The organism is Neorhizobium sp. IRS_2294 (assembly GCF_050500145.1).
In the GTDB taxonomy this organism is placed as follows: domain Bacteria; phylum Pseudomonadota; class Alphaproteobacteria; order Rhizobiales; family Rhizobiaceae; genus Neorhizobium; species Neorhizobium soli.
The window spans coordinates 111,326-131,923 of the sequence record NZ_CP191439.1 but is presented as its reverse complement, the minus strand read 5'-3'; the positions used below and the strand labels follow the sequence as shown (position 1 = coordinate 131,923).

21 protein-coding genes are annotated in these 20,598 nt (G+C 60.3%); 13 read left to right on the top strand and 8 right to left on the bottom strand.

What is annotated here, in order from left to right; all coding sequences use genetic code 11:
- The 4 genes from ACQY1K_RS00640 (at nt 1) to ACQY1K_RS00625 (ending at nt 2,826) form a co-directional block, all read left to right on the top strand.
- Nucleotides 1-714, top strand: coding sequence for a DUF1045 domain-containing protein (locus ACQY1K_RS00640; RefSeq protein WP_113166880.1), 714 nt, complete (start codon nt 1-3; stop codon nt 712-714).
- Nucleotides 711-1,850, top strand: a complete 1,140-nt coding sequence (locus ACQY1K_RS00635; RefSeq protein ID WP_092663954.1) for an alpha-D-ribose 1-methylphosphonate 5-triphosphate diphosphatase — start codon at nt 711-713, stop codon at nt 1,848-1,850. Before ACQY1K_RS00640 ends, ACQY1K_RS00635 begins: the two co-directional genes overlap by 4 nt.
- Nucleotides 1,850-2,443 (top strand): phosphonate metabolism protein/1,5-bisphosphokinase (PRPP-forming) PhnN, encoded by a 594-nt coding sequence (phnN, locus tag ACQY1K_RS00630; protein WP_092663956.1) that lies wholly within the window; start codon nt 1,850-1,852, stop codon nt 2,441-2,443. Before ACQY1K_RS00635 ends, phnN begins: the two co-directional genes overlap by 1 nt.
- Before the next feature lie 80 nt (nt 2,444-2,523).
- Nucleotides 2,524-2,826, top strand: a complete 303-nt coding sequence (locus ACQY1K_RS00625; protein WP_139283900.1) for a hypothetical protein — start codon at nt 2,524-2,526, stop codon at nt 2,824-2,826.
- A 10-nt stretch (nt 2,827-2,836) separates the two neighbouring features.
- Here the strand turns inward: ACQY1K_RS00625 and polA are convergent, their stop codons facing one another.
- A complete protein-coding gene (gene polA / locus ACQY1K_RS00620) occupies nt 2,837-5,827 on the bottom strand; it encodes a DNA polymerase I (RefSeq protein WP_430258029.1) in 2,991 nt (996 codons plus the stop codon).
- On the opposite strand from polA, the gene ACQY1K_RS00615 reads away from it, so the two are divergent.
- From ACQY1K_RS00615 to ACQY1K_RS00605, 3 genes are all read left to right on the top strand, one after another.
- Entirely contained in the window at nt 5,765-5,977 is a 213-nt protein-coding gene (locus ACQY1K_RS00615) for a hypothetical protein (protein WP_184654349.1), read from the top strand. The two genes, polA and ACQY1K_RS00615, sit on opposite strands and share 63 nt — an antisense overlap.
- 248 nt (nt 5,978-6,225) lie before the next feature.
- Nucleotides 6,226-6,657 (top strand): MarR family winged helix-turn-helix transcriptional regulator, encoded by a 432-nt coding sequence (locus tag ACQY1K_RS00610; RefSeq protein ID WP_062454171.1) that lies wholly within the window; start codon nt 6,226-6,228, stop codon nt 6,655-6,657.
- Nucleotides 6,658-6,831: 174 nt separating this feature from the next.
- Nucleotides 6,832-8,220 (top strand): dipeptidase, encoded by a 1,389-nt coding sequence (locus ACQY1K_RS00605; protein ID WP_430258027.1) that lies wholly within the window; start codon nt 6,832-6,834, stop codon nt 8,218-8,220.
- A gap of 303 nt (nt 8,221-8,523) precedes the next feature.
- On the opposite strand, the gene ACQY1K_RS00600 is transcribed toward ACQY1K_RS00605, so the two are convergent.
- Nucleotides 8,524-8,733, bottom strand: a complete 210-nt coding sequence (locus ACQY1K_RS00600) for a cold-shock protein (protein WP_062454173.1) — start codon at nt 8,731-8,733, stop codon at nt 8,524-8,526.
- A gap of 550 nt (nt 8,734-9,283) precedes the next feature.
- On the opposite strand from ACQY1K_RS00600, the gene ACQY1K_RS00595 reads away from it, so the two are divergent.
- Nucleotides 9,284-9,763 carry a YbaK/EbsC family protein gene (locus ACQY1K_RS00595; RefSeq protein ID WP_113166876.1) on the top strand — a complete coding sequence of 160 codons (480 nt, stop codon included), beginning with the start codon at nt 9,284-9,286 and terminating at the stop codon, nt 9,761-9,763.
- Between the two features lie 15 nt (nt 9,764-9,778).
- Here ACQY1K_RS00595 and ACQY1K_RS00590 read toward each other — a convergent pair whose 3' ends face one another.
- The 5 genes from ACQY1K_RS00590 to ACQY1K_RS00570 form a co-directional block, all read right to left on the bottom strand.
- Nucleotides 9,779-10,153, bottom strand: a complete 375-nt coding sequence (locus ACQY1K_RS00590) for a hypothetical protein (RefSeq protein WP_139283901.1) — start codon at nt 10,151-10,153, stop codon at nt 9,779-9,781.
- A 95-nt stretch (nt 10,154-10,248) separates the two neighbouring features.
- The gene (locus ACQY1K_RS00585) at nt 10,249-10,461 is read right to left on the bottom strand and encodes a hypothetical protein (RefSeq protein WP_430258026.1); all 213 of its coding nucleotides are present in this window, start codon (nt 10,459-10,461) and stop codon (nt 10,249-10,251) included.
- Between the two features lie 277 nt (nt 10,462-10,738).
- Nucleotides 10,739-10,936, bottom strand: coding sequence for a hypothetical protein (locus ACQY1K_RS00580; RefSeq protein ID WP_062454176.1), 198 nt, complete (start codon nt 10,934-10,936; stop codon nt 10,739-10,741).
- Between the two features lie 110 nt (nt 10,937-11,046).
- A complete protein-coding gene (locus tag ACQY1K_RS00575) occupies nt 11,047-11,283 on the bottom strand; it encodes a hypothetical protein (protein ID WP_430258025.1) in 237 nt (78 codons plus the stop codon).
- A gap of 107 nt (nt 11,284-11,390) precedes the next feature.
- Nucleotides 11,391-11,594, bottom strand: a complete 204-nt coding sequence (locus tag ACQY1K_RS00570; protein ID WP_430258024.1) for a hypothetical protein — start codon at nt 11,592-11,594, stop codon at nt 11,391-11,393.
- 240 nt (nt 11,595-11,834) lie between these two features.
- On the opposite strand from ACQY1K_RS00570, the gene ACQY1K_RS00565 reads away from it, so the two are divergent.
- The 4 genes from ACQY1K_RS00565 to ACQY1K_RS00550 all read left to right on the top strand — a co-directional run bounded on the left by ACQY1K_RS00565 (nt 11,835) and on the right by ACQY1K_RS00550 (nt 19,057).
- Complete coding sequence (locus ACQY1K_RS00565; protein ID WP_430258022.1) at nt 11,835-14,396, top strand: PBP1A family penicillin-binding protein; 2,562 nt, start codon at nt 11,835-11,837, stop codon at nt 14,394-14,396.
- Nucleotides 14,397-14,590: 194 nt separating this feature from the next.
- Nucleotides 14,591-16,492 (top strand): molecular chaperone DnaK, encoded by a 1,902-nt coding sequence (gene dnaK / locus ACQY1K_RS00560; protein ID WP_209902778.1) that lies wholly within the window; start codon nt 14,591-14,593, stop codon nt 16,490-16,492.
- Nucleotides 16,493-16,586: 94 nt separating this feature from the next.
- Nucleotides 16,587-17,723 carry a molecular chaperone DnaJ gene (gene dnaJ, locus ACQY1K_RS00555; RefSeq protein ID WP_430258021.1) on the top strand — a complete coding sequence of 379 codons (1,137 nt, stop codon included), beginning with the start codon at nt 16,587-16,589 and terminating at the stop codon, nt 17,721-17,723.
- Nucleotides 17,724-17,878: 155 nt separating this feature from the next.
- Nucleotides 17,879-19,057: a low temperature requirement protein A gene (locus tag ACQY1K_RS00550; protein ID WP_430258020.1), complete on the top strand. Its 1,179-nt coding sequence runs from the start codon at nt 17,879-17,881 to the stop codon at nt 19,055-19,057.
- Nucleotides 19,058-19,060: 3 nt separating this feature from the next.
- Here the strand turns inward: ACQY1K_RS00550 and ACQY1K_RS00545 are convergent, their stop codons facing one another.
- The gene (locus ACQY1K_RS00545; RefSeq protein WP_430258019.1) at nt 19,061-19,276 is read right to left on the bottom strand and encodes a SlyX family protein; all 216 of its coding nucleotides are present in this window, start codon (nt 19,274-19,276) and stop codon (nt 19,061-19,063) included.
- A gap of 188 nt (nt 19,277-19,464) precedes the next feature.
- Here ACQY1K_RS00545 and recF point away from each other — a divergent pair, with 188 nt between their 5' ends.
- A complete protein-coding gene (recF, locus tag ACQY1K_RS00540; protein WP_062578603.1) occupies nt 19,465-20,589 on the top strand; it encodes a DNA replication/repair protein RecF in 1,125 nt (374 codons plus the stop codon).
- The last annotated feature ends 9 nt before the right edge of the window (nt 20,590-20,598 follow it).

Sequence of the window (20,598 nt, the reverse complement as noted above, 5' to 3'; positions counted from 1 at the left end):
TTGCGATATGCTCTCTACTTTTCGCCCGCAGCGGATCATCCGCTGACGAAGACCGCCTCCCGTTGGCTCGGCCGCGATGCCTTCCGCGGGGAGCGCTTCGAGACAGCGGTCGTGGATGGCATTCCCGAAGAGGATGTGCACGCGCTGACGGCCGATCCGCGGCGCTACGCCTTTCATGCGACGCTGAAGGCGCCGTTCGAGCTTGCCGAAGGACGCAGCGAGGCCGAACTGCTCAACGCTTTCGAGAGGTTTGCGGCGGCGACACCGGGTTTCGACATTCCGAATGCCGTCATCGGCCAGCTCGGCCGTTTCTTCGCTCTGGTGCCTGACCAGGTCTATCCGGAACTGCAGGCCTTTGCCGCCCGCGTGGTCCAAGATTTCGAGCCGTTCCGCGCGCCGCTTTCGGATGCCGATATTGCCCGGCGCAAACCGGAGAACCTTTCACCCGAACACCGCGACAACCTGATGACCTGGGGCTACCCCTACGTCATGGACGAGTTCCGCTTTCACATGACGCTGACCGGACAGGTCCCGCCCGAACAGGCGCCTGCCATGCGCACGGCACTTGAAACCAGATTTGCAGATTTTACCAACGCACCGCTCTCCATCAACGGAGTTGCGCTCTTCGTAGAGACCGAGCGGGGCGCAGATTTTACAGTTCACCGCTGGCTGCCCCTGGCGCCGGCCTCCGATATCAGAAAGACGACCCCATGACCGTCGAGACCGTATTCACAAATGCCCGCATCGTGCTGGAGGACAGCATCGTGACCGGCTCCATCCAGATCCGGGACGGCAAGATTGCAGACATTTCCGAGGGGTCCGCACAGGTCGGCGAGGACTTCGAGGGCGATTATCTGATCCCCGGGCTTGTCGAGCTGCATACCGACCATCTGGAACAGCACTATTCGCCACGTCCGGGCGTGCGCTGGAATGCGACGGCGGCGATCCAGGCGCATGACGCGCAGATCGCCTCTTCCGGCATCACCACCGTCTTCGATTGCCTGCGGATGGGATCGGACGAAGACGGCGGCTTTGAACAGGGCGAGATGCGCGCTATGGCAGACGCCATCCAGGCCGCCGAGCGCCAGGGTCGCCTGCGGTCCGAACATCTGATCCACCTTCGCTGCGAAGTTTCGGCAGACAATGTGCTTGATCACTTCGCCGATTTTGCCAACGATCCTTATGTCCGGCTCGTTTCGCTGATGGACCACGCTCCTGGCCAGCGGCAGTTCCAGACGATGGACCAGTACATCTTCTACTACCAGAAGAAGCGCGGGCTTTCCGACGAGGCCTTCAAGATCTTCATCGACAAGCGCGTCGAGGAGTCCGAGCGCAATTCGACGCCGCACCGCATCGCCATCGCGAAGGTCTGCGCCGAAAACGGCATTACGGTTGCAAGCCACGACGATGCGACGCTTGCGCATGTGGACGAGGCGATCGGCAACGGTGTGAAGCTCGCCGAATTCCCGACCAGTCTCGATGCTGCCAAGGCCTCGCATCAGGCCGGTATGAGCGTTTTGATGGGCGCCCCCAATATCGTGCGCGGCAAGTCACATTCCGGCAATATTGCCGCCCGCGATCTCGCTGAGAAAGACGTGCTGGACGTGCTTTCGTCCGATTACGTTCCGCTCAGCCTGCTCTACGCGCCGTTCATTCTGGCCGATGACGTCGACAGCATTTCGCTGCCGAAGGCGATCGCGATGGTGAGTGCGACGCCGGCCCGCACCGTCGGGCTCGACGATCGCGGCCGGATCGCCACCGGCCTGCGCGCCGATCTGGTCCGGGTTCATCGTCCGGAGGGCGTGCCGGTGGCGCGTGCCGTGTGGCGCGAAGGTCGGCGGGTCGCCTGATGGACGGCCGCCCGGCGAATAGCGACAGTGGCAAAAGCGGCGTGATCGTCGTCGTGGTCGGCCCGAGCGGTGCGGGCAAGGACACGCTGATGGCGGAGGCTGCGCGGCATTTTGCGGATCGTGACGACGTGGTGTTTGCCCGCCGCACAATCACCCGGGACCCTGCCGCCGGCGGGGAGGACCACGACGGCGTCTCGGAGGACGAGTTCGCTGCTTTGGAAAAAGCCGGACGCTTTGCCGTCTCCTGGAATGCGCACGGGCTATCCTATGGCATTCCCAAGGATACGCTCGATGCCGTCGAAGATGGCAGTCTGGTCATCGCCAATGGCTCCCGTTCGGCGCTTGCACACTTCCACTCAGCGTATCCGGCCATGCTGGTCATCAACGTCATTGCCTCGCGCGACGTGCTCGCCGCGCGGCTCGAAGCGCGGGGACGGGAATGCCGCGAGGACATCCTGCGGCGTCTCGAGCGCGGCTCCCTCACTGTCGAGGGCGACTATTCGGTCGTAACGATCGACAACAGCGGGTCCCTGAGCGAAGCCGCCCAGACACTGATCGATACGCTGGAACGACGTCTTTTCCGGCGCGTGTGATTTTGCGACTATCTTCACGACGGGCACTTTACAGTCCCGATTTTGCCTCTATGTGGACTTTCTAACATAAGAGGCGCAGCATGGACCAAACGCGAAGGTTTGATGACTTAGACGGCGGGGAGGCTGCGGGAACGGCAAGGCTCAATCTGGAAGCCCGGATGACCGTGCTCGAGATCGTGTCCATCACCTCGCTCGCCATGGCGCTGGATACCTCCGAAAACGCGAATGTTGATCATGCCAAGGGCATTGCCAGCCTGATCCTCGACACCGTCCACCACCGCTGTCGTGAACTGGGCATGACGGATGAAGGCAGCCAGTCGGCGCACCGATACGCCGACGAGCTGCTATCGACAGCTCTTCTGTCTCTTTACCCCAACGGCTGATCAAGCCAGATCAGTGCGCCTCGTCCCAGTTCGCGGCGGCGCGCGCGTCCACTTTCAGCGGCACCCGCATCGAAACAGTCGGCATTGTCGCCTCTTCCATGGTCGATACGATCAGAGGGATCGCTTCTTCGATCGCCGCATCCTCGACTTCGAAGATCAGTTCGTCATGCACCTGCAGCAGCATGCGGACCTTTTCGTCGAGACCGGCCTTCTTCAGGGCAGGCTCCATCCCGATCATCGCACGGCGGATGACATCAGCGGCCGACCCCTGGATCGGGGCGTTGATGGCAGCGCGTTCATTGAAGGCGCGCATCGATGGGTTGGACGACTTGATATCGGGATAATGGGAGCGACGGCCGAAGATCGTTTCCACATAGCCATGCTCACGGGCAAAGGCCTTCGTCTGCTCCATGTAGTCCTTGATACCGGGAAAGCGCTCGAAATACCGCTTGATGTAATCGCCTGCTTCCGAGCGATCGATAGACAGCTGGTTGGCAAGACCAAAAGCGGAAATTCCGTAGATGATGCCGAAGTTGATCGCCTTTGCGCGGCGACGGACCTCACTCGACATGCCCTCGACGGGAACGCCGAACATTTCCGATGCGGTCATCGAGTGAATGTCGATGCCATCCGCGAAGGCCTGACGCAGCTGCGGAATGTCGGCGACGTGGGCGAGGACGCGCAGCTCGATCTGGCTGTAATCCGCGGAGAGAAGCTTGTGGCCGGGGGTCGCGATGAATGCGGTGCGGATCTTGCGGCCTTCGGCATTGCGGACCGGGATGTTCTGAAGATTGGGTTCCGACGAGGAAAGACGCCCGGTCGTGGTCGATGCCAGCGAATAGGACGTGTGAACGCGCTTGGTCTGCGGATGGACGTAGCCTGGAAGCGCATCGGTGTAGGTGGATTTCAGCTTTGTCAGCTGGCGCCAGTCGACGATCTTGCGCGGCAGATCATGACCGGTTGCCGCCAGATCCTCCAGCACGCTTGCCGAAGTCGACCACTGGCCGGTCTTGGTCTTGGCACCGCCGGGCAGGCCCATCTTGCCGAACAGGATATCGCCGAGTTGCTTGGGAGAGCCGATGGTGAATTTCTCGCCGGCTAGCGCATAGATCTCGTCTTCGAAGGCCGCCGCCTTCTGCGCAAGCTCGCCGGAAAGGCGCGACAGGATCTGCCGATCGATAGTGATGCCGCGTTCTTCCATATCGGCGAGAACAGAGACCAGCGGTCGCTCGAGCCGTTCGTAGACGCGTGTTAGGCCCGCTGCGGCGAGCTGCGGTTTCAGCACCATCCAGAGACGCAGCGTGACATCCGCGTCCTCGGCCGCATAGGCAGTCGCCTTCTCGATATCGACGTAATCGAACGTCACCCCGCTCTTGCCGGAACCGGCAACATCCTTGAAAGCGATCGGCTTATGATTGAGCCAGCGTTCGGACAATGCGTCCATGCCGTGGTTGGCCTTTCCGGCCTCCAGCACGTAGGACATCAGCATCGTATCGTCATGGGCCTGGACGGTTATGCCGTGCCGCTTCATGACGAGGTAATCGAACTTGAGGTTCTGCGCGACCTTGAGGACGGTCGGATCTTCCAGCAGCGGTTTCAGGCGATCCAGCGCTTCGCGGCTGGCCATCTGGTTTTCGGCCAGACCACCGCCCAAGAGATCGCCGACACCGGTCTTGTGGGTGAGCGGGACATAGGCGGCGCGGACTTCGAGCCCGGACGGGCTATCAGTATTGTCGGCGATCGCCAGCGAGAAGCCGACCAGTTCGGCCTGCATCGGGTCGAGCGAGTTCGTCTCCGTGTCGAAGGCGACGAAACCGGTCTCGCGCGCCGCGCGGATCCAGTCATCAAGCACTTCCACATCGCGGATCGTGACATAGTTTTCCATATCGAGCTTCGCCTGCCCGAATGCGGCGATACGAGCTTCGGCAAAGGAGACAGGCGTCGCTTCGCCGGTTACCTTTGCGACCGTCGAAACCGCTCGCTCGACCGGCGCCGCGGCTGCGGTCTCTCCCGTGTCGGCCTTCGCCGCCTCGCCCGCATCGAGGTCTGGACCGCGGGCGGCATCGCCCCATTCGACCTCGACCTCCGCCGCTTCTATTTCATCGGCGTTGCAGTCGCAGGCTGTGGCAACCCTTCGCGTCAACGTTCCGAAGTTCATGGCCTTGAGGAAGCCGATCAGCTTTGGTCCGTTCTGGGGTTCGAGAACCAGCGCATCGAGTTCGAGCTCCAGGGGAACATCGGTGCGCAGCTCCACCAGTCGCCTCGACAAGCGCGCCTGCTCGGCAAAGGCGATGATGCTTTCGCGGCGCTTGACCTGCTTGATCTCTCCGGCGCGGGAAAGAAGCGTTTCGAGATCGCCGAACTCTTCCAAAAGCTGCGCTGCCGTCTTCGGCCCGATGCCCGGAATACCCGGCACGTTGTCGACCGAATCGCCGACCAGAGCCTGGAGATCGATCATCTTTTCAGGCGCTACCCCCCACTTTTCGACGACGTCGGGCACGCTGATCTGCTTGTCCTTCATGCTGTCGTACATGTGGACCATCGGCGTCACCAGCTGCATCAGATCCTTGTCGGAGGACACGATGGTGACGTCGGCGCCCGTCGCTTCGGCCTGGCGGGCATAGGTGGCAATGATGTCATCCGCCTCGAACCCCTCCGTCTCGATGCAGGGCAGGTTGAAGGCGCGGGTCGCCTGGCGGATCAGACCGAACTGCGGAACGAGCTCTTCCGGCGGCGCGGACCGGTTGGCCTTGTACGCATCGTAGATCTCCTTGCGGAAGGTCTTCGAGGAATAGTCGAAAATGACGGCGAAATGCGTCGGCGTGACGCCGACAGACGTATCGCGCGCATCGGTCAGAAGCTTCCACAACATGTTGCAGAACCCCGACACGGCGCCCACCGGCAGCCCGTCTGATTTGCGGGTGAGCGGGGGCAATGCATGAAACGCCCGGAAGATGAAACCGGAGCCGTCGATGAGGAAGAGATGATCGCCTTTTTTCATGGGGATGGAATACCCCGAGGCATCTTCGGCGTCCACGAAAAGTTCGCCGACAGCGCCACCGAACGCTCACCGCAACGTTACCGATTTGTAATAGACCAATCCCTTGAAAAGCCGCATTCCGCCGCACATTTCAAGCTTACCGGCGATTGATCACGCCGCAGTCTGGCACCCGGCTTGCCCCCTGCCGCGTCAGACCGGACAAAGGCTCACCCCCCTCTCCGGGCCTTTGTTCTTCTATCATGCCGCCACGACCGCTCCCCTCCCGGTCGTGGCGGTTTTTGTTTGCGGCTCACAGCATCTAGCGAAGCGTTGCAGGGTTGGCGAAAGCACGGCGTGCGATATATCCTTCCGGGCAAGGTCTGTTTGGACTTTCAACCGGGAAGCAAGATACCGAAGCCATGGCATTCGATCGCTCTCATTCCGCAACCTATCTCGCCAACCAGCTTGCGAAGGGTTTTGCGCGATCCCTGCAACAGCGCTCAAGCAGCCTCGGCTTTTCCCCGGGCCAGTTTCCCGTTCTCCTGGAACTCTGGCAGCAGGATGGCCTTACCCAGAAGCAACTCCTGGACAAGCTCGAGGTGGAGCAGGCGACGGTTGCCAATACGCTCGCGCGGATGCAGCGCGACGGTCTCATCGAGCGCATCCCCCATCCTGACGACAAGCGGGCAAAGATCATTACCCTGACGGCGCTTGGCCGCAGCCTGGAGGCCCGTGCGGTGGAGGCGGCAGCGGAAGCCGACGCGGCCCTGTTTTCCGGGTTCAAGCGATTCGAGCGTGACCTGATGATCGAATACATGCGGATGATTTTGGAGAACGCCCGCAAGCTCTAGGGGGCTCCAGAGACTTGTCAGTGCAAGGTTGCAGTCGACGTTACTGCCCGCTAGTTGTCCTGCACCAATCAGCCTTTTCCATTGTACGGTGACATAAAGGCTTGCTAGTTTCCGGAACGAGCGTCGCAAGCCACGTCTACAGCGGCGCCGAGCATCCACACACAGGATATTGTTATGACCGAACTTTCCCCCGTTCTTGACCGTGCCGATCAGAACCTCAGCGCCAGCATCGATCGGATGTTCGATCTCGTGCGCATCAAGTCGATCTCGACTGATCCGGCCTTCAAGGACGATTGCCGCAAGGCGGCTGAGTGGCTTGTCGAGGAATTGACGACGCTGGGCTTCGAAGCATCCTTGCGGGACACCCCCGGTCATCCGATGGTGGTCGGTCATCACGCGGGAGCAACGCCGGATGCGCCGCACGTTCTGTTCTACGGTCACTACGACGTGCAGCCGGTCGATCCGATCGAGCTTTGGGAAGACGATCCCTTCGATCCGAAGCTGAAGGAGCTCCCGGGTGGCCGCAAGATCATGACCGGACGCGGGACATCCGACGACAAGGGCCAGTTGCTGACCTTCGTCGAAGCCTGCCGCGCCTACAAGGACGTGCATGGTGCGCTGCCGATCCGCATCACCATTCTGTTTGAGGGCGAGGAAGAATCCGGTTCGCCGTCGCTTAAGCCTTTCCTCGAAGCCAATGCCGAAGAGCTCAACGCCGACTTCGCCCTGGTCTGCGATACGGGCATGTGGGACACCGACACACCGGCAATCGCTGCCGCACTTCGCGGCCTGGTCGGCGAAGAGATCACTGTCACCGCTGCCGATCGCGACCTGCATTCTGGTCTTTACGGCGGTGCCGCCGCAAACCCGATCCACATTCTCACCGGCATCATCGCCGGCCTTCGCGACGACACGGGCCGTATCACCCTTGAGGGTTTCTACGACGGCGTCGAGGAAACGCCTGAAAACATCAAGGCAAGCTGGGAAACGCTTGGTCGCTCGGCCGAAAAGTTCCTCGGCGAAATCGGGCTCTCAGAGCCGGCCGGCGAAAAGGGCCGTTCGGTTCTGGAAATGACCTGGGCCCGACCGACCTGCGAGGTCAATGGGATCTGGGGCGGTTACACTGGCGACGGCTTCAAGACCGTCATTGCGGCCAAGGCTTCGGCAAAGATTTCGTTCCGCCTCGTGGGAACGCAGGACCCGGACAAGATCCGCGACACGTTCCGCGCCTATGTGACATCCAAGATCCCGGCGGACTGCAACGTCGAGTTCCACCCGCATGGTGGCTCGCCCGCGATCCAGCTTTCATACGACTCACCGGCCTTGACCAAGGCGAAGAGTGCACTTTCGGACGAATGGGCAAATCCAGCCGTCATCATCGGCATGGGCGGCTCCATTCCGATCGTCGGCGATTTCCAGAAGATGCTCGGAATGGATAGTCTGCTGGTCGGCTTCGGACTCAATGACGACCGGATCCACTCGCCGAACGAGAAGTATGACCTGAAGTCCTACCACAAGGGGATCAGGTCCTGGGTCCGGATCATCACGGCCCTCGCAAAGTGAGGGCACCGGCGGGGCGCAGCAGACAGCTCCTTTGCCGATGCACGTCCAACTCATACGAAACGAAAAAGGTCGGGCTAGCCCGACCTTTCTGATCCCAATCACAAGTGCCAGTACATCCGTGGTCACTCTTATGGGCATGCAATGCGAAACAGCCGCCGTCGACGACATTGGCTCTAATGTTCATCGTCTCGCTAATTGGTTAATATTTGGTTAACGGCGCTCTGTGCCTTGCTCGAAAGGCATCGTCGGAACGCAAAAAGGCCGGTCGATGACCGGCCTTCATAAATAAATGAAACGGGTATCTTAGACGGCGCGGAGGCTGTCAGCCGATTCCTTGCCGGAACGGCGGTCGGTCGTCAGTTCGAAGCCGATCTTCTGACCGTCCTGCAGCTGGCCGAGGCCTGCGCGCTCGACCGCGGTGACGTGAACGAAAACGTCCTTGCCACCGTCGTCAGGGGTGATGAAGCCGTAGCCCTTGGTTGCGTTGAACCATTTTACAGTACCAGTCGCCATAACGATGCCTTTCTCTTGCAAATGACCGACTGCCCCGTTCGGAATTTCCCGGGGCGTTTGTGTTTCGTATTTGAAGAAAGATCGTCGCAGGCGGGGCAGTTTAGCCACGTGCTGGCTTGTCAAACAAATATCGATGCAGAGGATTTAAGGTCTGGCCGTTTTGGCGTCAAGCCTGCAGGACCGGGCGCAAATCGATCGATCCAGACGCGATCGTGGTGCCCTGCATCCGCTACATCGACGCAAGTTCTTGGAGTTGCGGGCCTTTTCGAGAGCTTCAGGCGCTTAAGATATCTCATCGCTCCAGCCCCTCAGAAAACAGAAAAGCCCGACGCGGGAGGAGGTGCGTCGGGCTTCTGAAACTGGCCAACAACTGGGAGGAGGAGTGTTGCCGGCCCCATCGGGGACGCTGGGAGGAGGAGTGCGTCCGTCGATGATTTAAACATACAGCGGAAACGCACAAAAAACAGACGTAATTTCGCACCGCAGCATTGCAAGAATTGCATGCCTCGCGAGACTTGCCCGCTGGATGCGCTTCGGTCATGCTGCACCCATGAGCCTTGAATCCGTACGCAGCTTTTTCGCGACCCACGCGCCTGACATCGAGATCATCGAGACCGAACAGAGTTCGGCGACCGTTCCGCTTGCAGCACTCGCGCATGGCGTCGATCCTGACCAGATCGCGAAGACAATCTGCCTGCGAGCGGGCGACGTCATGCTGTTGGTCGTAATGTCGGGAAACAGTCGCATCGACAATAAGAAGTTCAGGTCGGTCTTCAGCGCCAAACCGCGGATGCTGTCCGGCGATGAGGTCATGGCAGCAACTGGCCATCCGATCGGAGGGGTGTGCCCGTTTGGTCTTGCGACTGAGCTCCAGGTCTATTGCGACCTTTCGCTAAGGGATTACCCTGAGGTCGTGCCCGCAGCTGGAGCAACGAATGCTGCGATCAGGATAGACCCGGAACGACTTGCAGAACTCACCAAGGCCTTCTGGATCGACTGCGCCAGCCGAACGGATAGTTCGGCCGGCTAGACGGATAAGGTATTCCTAGAAGCGGTCGTTGATGTAACGCTGATACCAGGCCTGCTTGCTGTCGACGGACGCGTTGGCGACGAGATAGCCGATCGCAAAGCCGATACCGCCAATCAGGGTGATCAGGGTCGTGGTTGCTGCAGGATGCTCGCGGACAGTGGCGGCCACGGAATTTGCTTCTTCCGAAACGTAGCTTGCGGCATCGGACGCGCGGCTTGCAACGCGGTCATAAGCAACGCTGCCTTTTTCTGCCAACAGATCACGCAAATTGGCGATCTCGGACTTGAGGCTGGCGATCTCGGAATTAAATGCCGAATTTTCGCTCGGCACATGATCGAAGGATGGCGACTGGGATTCGGTTGGCTTCAGGCTCTTTACGGATTCTGCCATTTTGGCCTCCTGTCTGTTGTTGATCGAGAGCACGGTCAACTTTCGAAGACAGGATATGTTCCTTGAATGGCCCGAATGTCTGTTCGACCCGGAATCTACCGCGCCTTGGCGAGAGTTTCCGCCAATGCAGCCAGTTTCTCTTTTTCGTCGGCGCCCTTTTGAAGCGAGTGGACGAGAATGAGCGCCAGTGCTTCTGCATCTGGACTGCTTTTATCGATGTGGTGCTCGGAGCAGGTCTCGTCGAAGACTTGCTGCAATAGGTTGAGCTGGCCGGAACTGACCGGCTTGCGGATAAGCTGACTTGGCATTTGCCCCTCACGTGCGGATGGCGAGGCTCCTCCCCATACCCCTGGGAGCCGCGATCAGGCTAAAAGACTTATCCGCTTGCAGCCTCCAAACCTCAGCGAAGGAAACGAGTGGATGCAGCCGGCAGTGTGAGATCTGACTAATTGAATAGCAATAACAAGATCGCACGGGTGCAATTTAGGGGGTTATTAACAATAGCCACACCCTTATCGCGAGCCACGCCGCCCGGCGCGCTTGTCACCGGACGGCGTAGATCATCAATTTCTATCGGACCACAAATCAGGCAGCGCCTGCCGGGTCTCCCGTCGGCATCAGAGCCGGCTCCAATGTGGGATCCTGCGGGTTTTTCGTATCCCCCGGATCCTGCGTCGGGGTCAGCGGCGGCTTTTCCTGCGTGCGGTCGGGCACTCCGCCAGTCCCCACGGGACCACGGGGAGTCTCGACGCCGGGAGTTGGCAATGGGTCACGATTCGGCATGAATGCCTCCTTTGTCTCAGGGTAGGTCTAGAGGAAACGGCTATAACCAATGATTGTTCCGGTCCGCTCATCGGGCAGGGCTAGCGCTGGACGCGGATCGCGGGTCAAAGCTAGCGTCGCCTGTCGTGGGGCCGGGACGAAACGCCTAGCAGATAACCGAGTAGAAATGCCGCCACGCCGATGGATGCAGCAACGGATGCAGTAGCGGCCGGGTGATCCACAGCATGCGCTGCGACCATTCCCGCTTCGTCCTTCACCTTCGCGGCTGTGGATTTTGCTTTTTCAGCCACGCCCGTTCCAGGGTCGATATCACCGGTGAAGCCGACATTGAGTGGTTTTCTCGCCATGGTCATCTCCTTTCGAAGACAATCCACGGGCCGGAATGAAGTTCCGTCCGCAAGACGCGACTGGGCAGCGCCGCCGTAGCGGGTTTGCGGGCAAGGCCGCCGAGCTTCTACATGAGCTGCAACTTCGACAGCGCCTCTCGCGTCAGAAACACATCGGTCTTTCCAGCCTCATAGGCCGGATGACTGAATTCAAACATGCCGCTGGAAAAGACGCCGTTATATGGCATCTCGAGCGCCTGCTTGACGCTGACGAGACCGACCGGAACACGCCGGTCGCCATTGATGACCACAGCCTCAACGATCCTGTTCATGCACTCCCCTCCTCCAAGGTGGAACTCAAACCGATCCGACAGGCAAATTACCGTATATAGAAAGCAACTGTTTTACGTAGAAATCCAGCCTTTTTTAGGCGGCACTCATATTAAATAGCGTCCGATCGGATTTTACATCTCCTTAAATCGCCGCATTTACACTGCAGCGAGATAACTCGGGCGACAATTTGTGAGAACAGCGCATTCAGGATGCGCGTAACGGGGATATGCCGGCTCATCATGGCAGCCAGAAAATCGGACAAACGCGTCGAACCGTCTTTTGGCGGATCGCAGGACAAAGATGACTTCCGTCTCGACGCGGACGACCGCATCATTGGCAATGGACGCTCCACCCGGCGTGCGCAGAAGGCCGATGACGAGTACGACGATCTCCCGCCCCGCAAGACACGCAAGCAGTCCGACCCGTCCAACGACCGCGACAGGTCTTCGCGCAAGGCATCGTCAAATCGCGGTGGCGACAATGGTGGCTTCTTCGCGCCCCTGAAACGACTGGTTTACTGGTGCGTCGTCCTGTCGATCTGGGCAGCGATCGGCATCGGTGGACTTGTTCTCTACTACGGCGCGCAGATGCCGTCTGCCAGCAGCTGGACCATTCCAGACCGTCCGCCAAACATGAAGATCACCTCGACCGATGGGTCGGTGATCGCCAACCGCGGCACGACCGGTGGCGAGGCGCTGGCGCTGGAAGACATGTCGCCTTATCTACCCCAGGCCGTCATGTCGATCGAGGATCGGCGCTTCTATTCCCATTTTGGCGTCGATCCGCTGGGTCTGGCGCGCGCCTTCGTCAACAACCTGACAGGCCAGCCGATCCAGGGCGGTTCGACGATCACCCAGCAGCTTGCCAAGAACCTGTTCCTCTCCCCGGATCGCACGTTCGAGCGCAAGATCCAGGAAGTGCTCTTGTCCTTCTGGCTGGAGACGAAATTCACCAAGGACCAGATCCTGGCGATGTACCTCAACCGGGTGTACTTCGGCGCGAACGCCTATGGTGTCGAGGCCGCTTCGCGTCGCTACTTCAACAAGTCGGCACGGGACGTCAACCTCGGTGAGGCGGCAACGCTTGCGGGTCTCTTGAAGGCACCCTCGCGGCTTTCGCCTGCCAGAGATCCGAAAGCGGCCGAAGAGCGGGCACAGGTCGTTCTCGGGACGATGCGGGAAGAAGGCTACATCACTGACAGCGACCTCAAGACCGCGATGGCGCAGCCTCCTTCCAACGCCAAGAGCTCCTGGAACGGCGCCCAGCACTATGCCGCAGACATGGTGGTCGATGAGGTCAAGCGTCTGATCGGGGAGCCGAAGGTCGATGTCGTCGTCGAGACCACCGTCGATCTGCGTCTTGAGGAAGCCGCCGAAAAGGCTTTGAAAGATGTGCTGACCAAGGAAGGCGGCAAGCTGAACGCCTCGCAGGCGGCGCTTGTGTCCGTCGATGCGACTGGCGCCATCCGCGCAATGGTGGGCGGCCGCGATTATGCGCAGAGCCAGTTCAACCGGGCCGTCAAGGCCAAGCGCCAGCCAGGCTCGGCGTTCAAGCCGTTCGTCTATGCCTCGGCTCTCGAAGCGGGCTACAATCCGGACACGATCGTCAACGACGCGCCTGTCCGCATCGGCAACTGGACGCCGGAGAATTACGAGAAGGAATACAAGGGGCCGGTTCCGCTTTCCTATGCGATGGCCCATTCGCTCAACACCGTCGCCGCTCAACTGGTGATGGCGGTGGGGCCTGAAAAGGTCGTGTCGATGGCGCATCGGCTCGGCGTCGATTCCGACATCCAGCCGAACGCCTCGATCGCGCTCGGGACATCGGAAGTCTCGCTGACGGAACTCACCTCATCCTATGCGGCCTTCATGAACGGCGGCTACAAGGCGACGCCTTATATCGTGAAGCGGATCGCGGATACGGACGGCAAGGTTCTCTATGAGGCCGACTACACCAACCCGCCGCGTGTTCTCAGCGCGCCGGTTGCCGCTGCCATGAACAGCATGATGTCGGGCGTCGTCCGTGACGGCACCGGACGGGCCGCGCGCCTCGATGGCTGGCAGGTTGCCGGCAAGTCCGGGACGACCCAGTCGTTCCGCGATGCGCTGTTCGTCGGTTATACCAGCATCATGACGACAGGAATCTGGTTCGGCAACGACGACGGCGCCTTCATGAAAAAGGTGACGGGTGGCGGCCTGCCGGCAAAAGCCTGGAAGGAATACATGACGGTGGCAATGAAGGGCTATACCCCGACGCCACTGTTCGGATTCAACAGCGGTCTTCAGCTGCCACCGCCCGTTGAGGAAGAACAATCGCCATCGACATCGATTGGCGACATCATTTCCGGCATTATACCGGGAGCGAGCGATCAGCGGGAAGCACCAGCGCCGGATAATTTTCCGCCAGCTCCGCGTGCGCCGGTCCAGCAGGCGGCACCTCGTGGAGAAGCCTCTCTCGAACAGCCGGCACGCAGGCCTCCGCCCGCGACGCGCCAGCAAGTCCAGCCTGCCCCCCCGGGCCAGCCCGATTGCGCCTATGGTGACAACGCGGTCTGCAACACCGGGACGGTTTATGACAACAGACCGCCGCCGCGACAGTATCGCGAAGGCGGTTCTGCCAACCGGGCGCAACCCGGAGAATACAGAGATTACCGCGAATATCGTGCCCCTTACGATAGCCAGGCACCGGTGCCGCCCGGCGATGTCGGCGGCCGTCCGATGCCGCCTTCGGACGTCGGACAAGTCTACCAGCCGCAGGAAACGCGTCGCACGACGCTGTACGATATCCTCATGGGCCAGTAGCCCGTTAGAAAGACAGAAGGAAAATTGCATTTTTTTGCGTGAATGCAGGCGAATTCCCGCCTTGCAGTCCGAAAAACCCGTCCTTATATACCCCGCATGACAGCAGCCGGTGCTGCGAAAATTCCCAGTCGAGGAACTGTCAAAGGAATGCCTTTCACGGGGTTCCGACAGTTCGCTTAAAGGAGAGAGAAGATATGGCAAAAGTAATTGGCATCGACCTTGGCACTACCAACTCCTGCGTCGCCATCATGGACGGCAAGGATTCCAAAGTCATCGAGAATGCGGAAGGCGCGCGCACGACGCCGTCCATGGTCGCATTTTCTGACGACGGCGAACGTCTCGTCGGTCAGCCGGCCAAGCGCCAGGCTGTAACCAACCCAACCAATACGCTTTTCGCAGTGAAGCGCCTTATCGGCCGCCGCTACGAAGACCCGACCGTTGAGAAGGACAAGGGCCTCGTACCCTTCGACATCGTCAAGGGCGACAACGGCGACGCTTGGGTGAAGGCTCAGGACAAGGCCTACTCTCCGGCCCAGATCTCCGCGATGATCCTTCAGAAGATGAAGGAAACCGCAGAAGCCTATCTCGGCGAGAAGGTCACGCAGGCCGTCATCACGGTTCCCGCATACTTCAACGATGCCCAGCGCCAGGCAACCAAGGACGCCGGCCGCATTTCGGGTCTTGAAGTTCTGCGCATCATCAACGAGCCGACGGCTGCAGCACTTGCCTACGGCCTCGACAAGAAGGAAGGCAAGACGATTGCCGTTTACGACTTGGGCGGCGGCACGTTCGATATCTCGGTTCTCGAAATCGGCGACGGCGTCTTCGAAGTGAAGTCGACCAACGGCGACACCTTCCTCGGTGGTGAAGACTTCGACATGCGTCTCGTCGAATATCTCGCAAACGAGTTCAAGAAGGAAAACGGCATCGACCTGAAGAACGACAAGCTCGCTCTGCAGCGCCTCAAGGAAGCATCCGAGAAGGCAAAGATCGAACTGTCGTCGTCGCAGCAGACCGAAATCAACCTGCCGTTCATCACGGCAGATGCTTCCGGTCCGAAGCACCTGACCTTGAAGCTGACCCGCTCGAAGTTTGAAAGCCTGGTGGACGATCTCGTCCAGCGCACTGTCGCACCGTGCAAGGCAGCCTTGAAGGATGCCGGCGTGACTGCCGCTGAAATCGACGAAGTCGTTCTGGTCGGCGGCATGAGCCGCATGCCGAAGGTACAGGAAGTCGTCAAGCAGCTGTTCGGCAAGGAGCCGCACAAGGGCGTCAACCCGGATGAAGTGGTTGCCATGGGCGCCGCGATCCAGGGCGGCGTTCTGCAGGGCGACGTCAAGGACGTTCTCCTTCTCGACGTGACACCGCTGTCGCTCGGCATTGAAACGCTCGGTGGTGTCTTTACCCGCCTGATCGACCGCAACACGACGATCCCGACGAAGAAGTCGCAGACCTTCTCGACCGCCGACGATAACCAGTCGGCCGTGACGATCCGCGTTTCGCAGGGCGAGCGTGAAATGGCGCAGGACAACAAGCTGCTCGGTCAGTTCGACCTCGTCGGTCTGCCGCCGGCTCCGCGCGGCATGCCGCAGATCGAAGTCACGTTCGACATCGACGCCAACGGCATCGTCCAGGTTTCGGCCAAGGACAAGGGTACCGGCAAGGAACAGCAGATCCGCATCCAGGCATCTGGTGGTCTGTCCGACGCCGACATCGAGAAGATGGTCAAGGACGCCGAGGCGAACGCCGAAACCGACAAGAAGCGTCGTGCCGGTGTGGAAGCCAAGAATCAGGCCGAAAGCCTCATTCATTCCAGCGAGAAGTCGCTGGCTGAATATGGCGACAAGGTAACCGAGACCGACCGCAAGGCGATCGAGGATGCCATTGCCGCGCTCAAGGCTTCTGTCGAGGCTCCCGAGCCTGATGCAGACGATATCCAGGCGAAGACCCAGACCCTCATGGAAACATCCATGAAGCTTGGTCAGGCCATCTATGAGGCCCAGCAGGCTGATGGTGGCGCTGCCGAAGCCGGCAGGGACGACGGTGTCGTCGATGCCGACTACGAGGAAATCAAGGACGACAAGAAGTCGGCCTAAGTCTGGTTCCGTTGACGGATACCGCTAGATAGTCGACTAAGATATCCGGCTGCCATCGTGCAGCCGGAACCCTTTCTGGAGCCGGTTACCGCTTATGGCTAAAGCAGATTTTTACGAAACGCTGGGTGTCGGCAAATCCGCTGACGAGAAGGAGCTGAAAAGCGCCTTCCGTAAGCTTGCGATGAAATACCATCCCGACAAGAACCCCGGCGATTCGGAAGCTGAGAAGAAATTCAAGGAGATCGGCGAAGCTTACGAGACGCTGAAGGATCCCCAGAAGCGCGCGGCCTACGATCGCTTCGGTCATGCTGCCTTCGAACAGGGTGGCATGGGCGGCGGCGGTGGCGGCTTCTCCGGCGGCGCAGGAGCAGGTGGCTTCTCCGACATTTTCGAAGACATTTTCGGCGACATGATGGGCGGCGGCCGTGCGCGCCGGTCCTCCGGCGGTCGCGAACGTGGCGCCGATCTTCGCTACAATATGGAGATCACCCTCGACGAGGCCTATGCCGGCAAGACGGCGCAGATCCGGGTTCCGTCCTCGATCACCTGTGACGTCTGTTCGGGTTCGGGCGCCAAGCCCGGCACCCAGCCGAAGACCTGCGGCACCTGCCAGGGGTCCGGGCGCGTCCGTGCATCCCAGGGCTTCTTCTCGGTCGAACGGACCTGCCCGACCTGTCATGGCCGCGGACAGACCATCACCGATCCGTGCACCAAGTGCCACGGCCAGGGTCGCGTCACCGAAGAGCGTTCGCTGTCGGTAAACATTCCATCGGGCATCGAAGACGGCACGCGCATTCGTCTGCAGGGCGAAGGCGAAGCCGGTGCGCGCGGTGGCCCAACCGGGGATCTCTACATCTTCCTGTCGGTCCGACCGCACGAGTTCTTCCAGCGTGATGGCGCCGATCTCTACTGCGCCGTGCCGATCTCCATGACGACGGCAGCGCTTGGCGGCACGTTCGATGTCGGGACGCTGGATGGATCGAAGTCACGTGTGACCGTTCCTGAGGGCACACAGGCCGGCAAGCAGTTCCGCCTCAAGGGCAAGGGAATGCCGGTGTTGCGGTCTTCACAGACGGGCGATCTCTACATTCAGATCCAGATCGAGACGCCGCAGAAGCTGACCAAGCGCCAGCGCGAGCTGCTGCAGGAGTTCGAGGACATCTCGTCCAAGGAGAACAATCCGGAATCGACGGGCTTCTTTGCCCGGATGAAGGAATTCTTCGACACCTGATGGCTGTCGCAACGACGAAGATTGCAAAACGCCGGCCCTGCGCCGGCGTTTTTCTTCGTTAAAACCCTTATAGACACCGCAATCTGCCCAGCCATTATTATAGAGCTGAACAAGCCCGCTCTGTAGTTGCGGGACTGAAACAATCGAGACCAGACATGACGGACGGTAAACACTACTGGCTTCGCAAAGACGACAAGCAGGCGACCAAGGCCAACTTCCCGGAACTGTTCTTCGACCTGGTCTTCGTCTTCGCCTTCATCCAGTTGTCGGAAACGCTGGCCGCGGATTTCTCGCTCGGGATCGCCGCCGAAGCGCTGATTTTCATCTTCGCGCTCTGGTGGGTCTGGATCCACACGACCTGGGTCACCAATCTTCTCGATGCCGAAATAGAGCCGGTGCGGATCCTGCTGTTCGGCCTGATGTTTCTCGGCGTCATTCTGGCAATTGCCCTGCCGAGGGCGTTTCAGGACATGGGCCTGACCTTCGCGCTCGCCTATTCGGCCATGCAGATCATCCGATCGCTGTTTGCGCTCTACGCCTTCCGGCACGCCGATCGGGCCTCCTATGTCACCTTCCAGCGGATTACCGTCTGGCTTTCGGTTTCAAGCGCCTTGTGGATCGCCGGCGGCCTCGGTGAACAGTCCGTCCGGGTGTATTTCTGGATCGCTGCGCTGGCGATCGAATATATCGCACCGATCTTACGGTACCGGGTGCCCGGGCTAGGTGCCGCACCTGGGGAAACGCTTGACATCAACGGCGAGCATATGGCCGAACGTTGCGCGCTGTTCGTCATCATCGCGCTTGGAGAAACGATCCTCACCACGGGCAAGAATGCGTCCAGTCATCTGGAAAGCAGCTTGACGCCACTCGTGCTGTTTGTAGCCTTCCTTTCGACCGTGCTGATGTGGTGGATCTACTTCCATGACGGGCAGGAAAAGGCAGCCGACAAGGCGGAAGAAAGTTCAGAGCCACAGGCGACCGCGAATCATCTTTTCACCTACGGTCATCTGCCGATTATCGCTGGCATCATCCTTACTGCAGTCGGTGAAGACTTCGCCCTGTCGCATGCGCACGAGCATGCGACGCTTGCTCAGGCTTTCGCGCTTCTAGGCGGTCCGATCCTGTTCTTAAGCGGCATGATCTGGGTAAAGACGCATTCGACAAAGCATGTGCCATGGTCGCATTGTGCCGGCATTGCCGTCCTTGTTGCCTGCTTTCTGCTTGTTGCAAGCCTGACAACCGTCCACATCCAGATGCTTGCGACGGGTTCGCTTCTGGCCGTCGCAATCTGGGAATATGTGGCCTTGAGGCGCTTTGCCCGCGCCGCCGCGTGACGGTCAGTAGTGTGGCGGCCTGGTGTTGGCCGGCGCTTCAAGCGAGGTTTCCTCGAGGGACAGAAAGCGTACGGTCAGCCGGTCGAGCTTCGCGCGGGTCTGCTCGACGACCTTCCACTGTTCGGCAAGCTGGTCGGACAGTTCCTCGATGACCTTGGCCTGATGCGCCGCCAATTCCTCCAGCTTCAAAATTCGATCGTCTTCGGTCACACTATTCACTCGCACTCGATTTCGGGCATTCGCCGGATCCTTCCGGCTGAGGCTTTCTCCGAGACTACAGCGTTTGGAACGGGAAGAAAACGGCGGGCACGGCCTGCAACTCGCCAAGGGTGATGTCAGTTACAGACCTGCGCTTGCCTTCTTGGCGCGAAGTCCTTAGCTCCTACGTGGAAACAACGCGATACAAGATGGCGCAAAAGACCTTCCTTTCCCGGTTGAAGCTGACCGACTTTCGAAATTACACCCAGGCTTCGCTCGATCTCGACGGCCGGCATGTCGTCCTGACCGGCGAGAACGGTGCAGGCAAGACCAACCTTCTCGAAGCCGTGTCCTTCCTGTCTCCCGGCCGTGGCCTGCGCCGCGCCGTGCTGAGCGATGTCACGCGCGTCGGCGCTGCCGCAGGTTTCAGCGTCTTTGCGGATGTGGACGGGATGGAGGGCGAGGTTTCGCTCGGCACCGGCATCGAAGCGAATGACGGCGACGGTGTCAGCCGTAAGCTCCGCATCAACGGCACGCCGGCAAAATCGACGGAGGAACTTTCCGACCATCTTCGTGCCCTGTGGCTGACGCCGGCGATGGACGGCCTGTTCACCGGCCCCTCGGCCGACCGCCGCCGCTTTCTCGACCGACTGGTTCTCTCGCTCGATGCAGGTCACGGCCGGCGGGCGGGCGATTTCGAACGTGCCATGCGCAGCCGCAACCGGTTGCTGTCCGAAGGACGGTTCGACCCTGCGTGGCTTTCCGCAATCGAGGCGCAGATGGCGGGTCTCGGCATATCCATGGCGGCGGCCCGGCACGAGATGCTGGGACTGCTGAAGACGCTGTCTGCCAATCTCGGCGACACGCCGTTTCCAACGCCAGAGCTTTCGCTGGAAGGGTTTCTGGACGGTGCCATGGATCGGCCCGCGGCGGACCTCGAAGATGAATATCTCGCCATGCTCGCGTCAGGGCGTGGCCGCGACGCTGCAGCGGGACGAACACTGGATGGTCCGCACCGTGTAGACCTAACCGTTCGTCACCGCGAGAAGGACATTGAGGCTTCGCGCTGCTCGACCGGGGAGCAGAAAGCCCTGCTGATCGGGCTCGTGCTTGCCCACGCCCGCCTGACGGCGGATATGACCGGCCATGCGCCAATCCTGCTTCTGGACGAAATTGCAGCACATCTGGACGAGGGACGGCGCGCGACATTGTTCGATCTCGTGCATGGACTGGGCGGGCAGGCCTTCATGACCGGCACCGATCGCCACATGTTTGCAGCGCTTGCCGATCGGGCGCAGTTCCTGACAGTTTCCCATGGCGGCATAACCCGCTGAACCTGCTTA

Excerpts from the sequence above, each read along its gene's own strand:
- ACQY1K_RS00635 (WP_092663954.1), top strand. The coding sequence starts at position 711 with ATGACCGTCGAGACCGTATTCACAAATGCCCGCATCGTGCTGGAGGAC.
- phnN (WP_092663956.1), top strand. The coding sequence starts at position 1,850 with ATGGACGGCCGCCCGGCGAATAGCGACAGTGGCAAAAGCGGCGTGATC.
- ACQY1K_RS00625 (WP_139283900.1), top strand. The coding sequence starts at position 2,524 with ATGGACCAAACGCGAAGGTTTGATGACTTAGACGGCGGGGAGGCTGCG.
- ACQY1K_RS00615 (WP_184654349.1), top strand. The coding sequence starts at position 5,765 with ATGAAACGCCCGGAAGATGAAACCGGAGCCGTCGATGAGGAAGAGATG.
- polA (WP_430258029.1), bottom strand. The coding sequence starts at position 5,827 with ATGAAAAAAGGCGATCATCTCTTCCTCATCGACGGCTCCGGTTTCATC.
- ACQY1K_RS00610 (WP_062454171.1), top strand. The coding sequence starts at position 6,226 with ATGGCATTCGATCGCTCTCATTCCGCAACCTATCTCGCCAACCAGCTT.
- ACQY1K_RS00605 (WP_430258027.1), top strand. The coding sequence starts at position 6,832 with ATGACCGAACTTTCCCCCGTTCTTGACCGTGCCGATCAGAACCTCAGC.
- ACQY1K_RS00600 (WP_062454173.1), bottom strand. The coding sequence starts at position 8,733 with ATGGCGACTGGTACTGTAAAATGGTTCAACGCAACCAAGGGCTACGGC.
- ACQY1K_RS00595 (WP_113166876.1), top strand. The coding sequence starts at position 9,284 with ATGAGCCTTGAATCCGTACGCAGCTTTTTCGCGACCCACGCGCCTGAC.
- ACQY1K_RS00590 (WP_139283901.1), bottom strand. The coding sequence starts at position 10,153 with ATGGCAGAATCCGTAAAGAGCCTGAAGCCAACCGAATCCCAGTCGCCA.
- ACQY1K_RS00585 (WP_430258026.1), bottom strand. The coding sequence starts at position 10,461 with ATGCCAAGTCAGCTTATCCGCAAGCCGGTCAGTTCCGGCCAGCTCAAC.
- ACQY1K_RS00580 (WP_062454176.1), bottom strand. The coding sequence starts at position 10,936 with ATGCCGAATCGTGACCCATTGCCAACTCCCGGCGTCGAGACTCCCCGT.
- ACQY1K_RS00575 (WP_430258025.1), bottom strand. The coding sequence starts at position 11,283 with ATGGCGAGAAAACCACTCAATGTCGGCTTCACCGGTGATATCGACCCT.
- ACQY1K_RS00570 (WP_430258024.1), bottom strand. The coding sequence starts at position 11,594 with ATGAACAGGATCGTTGAGGCTGTGGTCATCAATGGCGACCGGCGTGTT.
- ACQY1K_RS00565 (WP_430258022.1), top strand. The coding sequence starts at position 11,835 with ATGGCAGCCAGAAAATCGGACAAACGCGTCGAACCGTCTTTTGGCGGA.
- dnaK (WP_209902778.1), top strand. The coding sequence starts at position 14,591 with ATGGCAAAAGTAATTGGCATCGACCTTGGCACTACCAACTCCTGCGTC.
- dnaJ (WP_430258021.1), top strand. The coding sequence starts at position 16,587 with ATGGCTAAAGCAGATTTTTACGAAACGCTGGGTGTCGGCAAATCCGCT.
- ACQY1K_RS00550 (WP_430258020.1), top strand. The coding sequence starts at position 17,879 with ATGACGGACGGTAAACACTACTGGCTTCGCAAAGACGACAAGCAGGCG.
- recF (WP_062578603.1), top strand. The coding sequence starts at position 19,465 with ATGGCGCAAAAGACCTTCCTTTCCCGGTTGAAGCTGACCGACTTTCGA.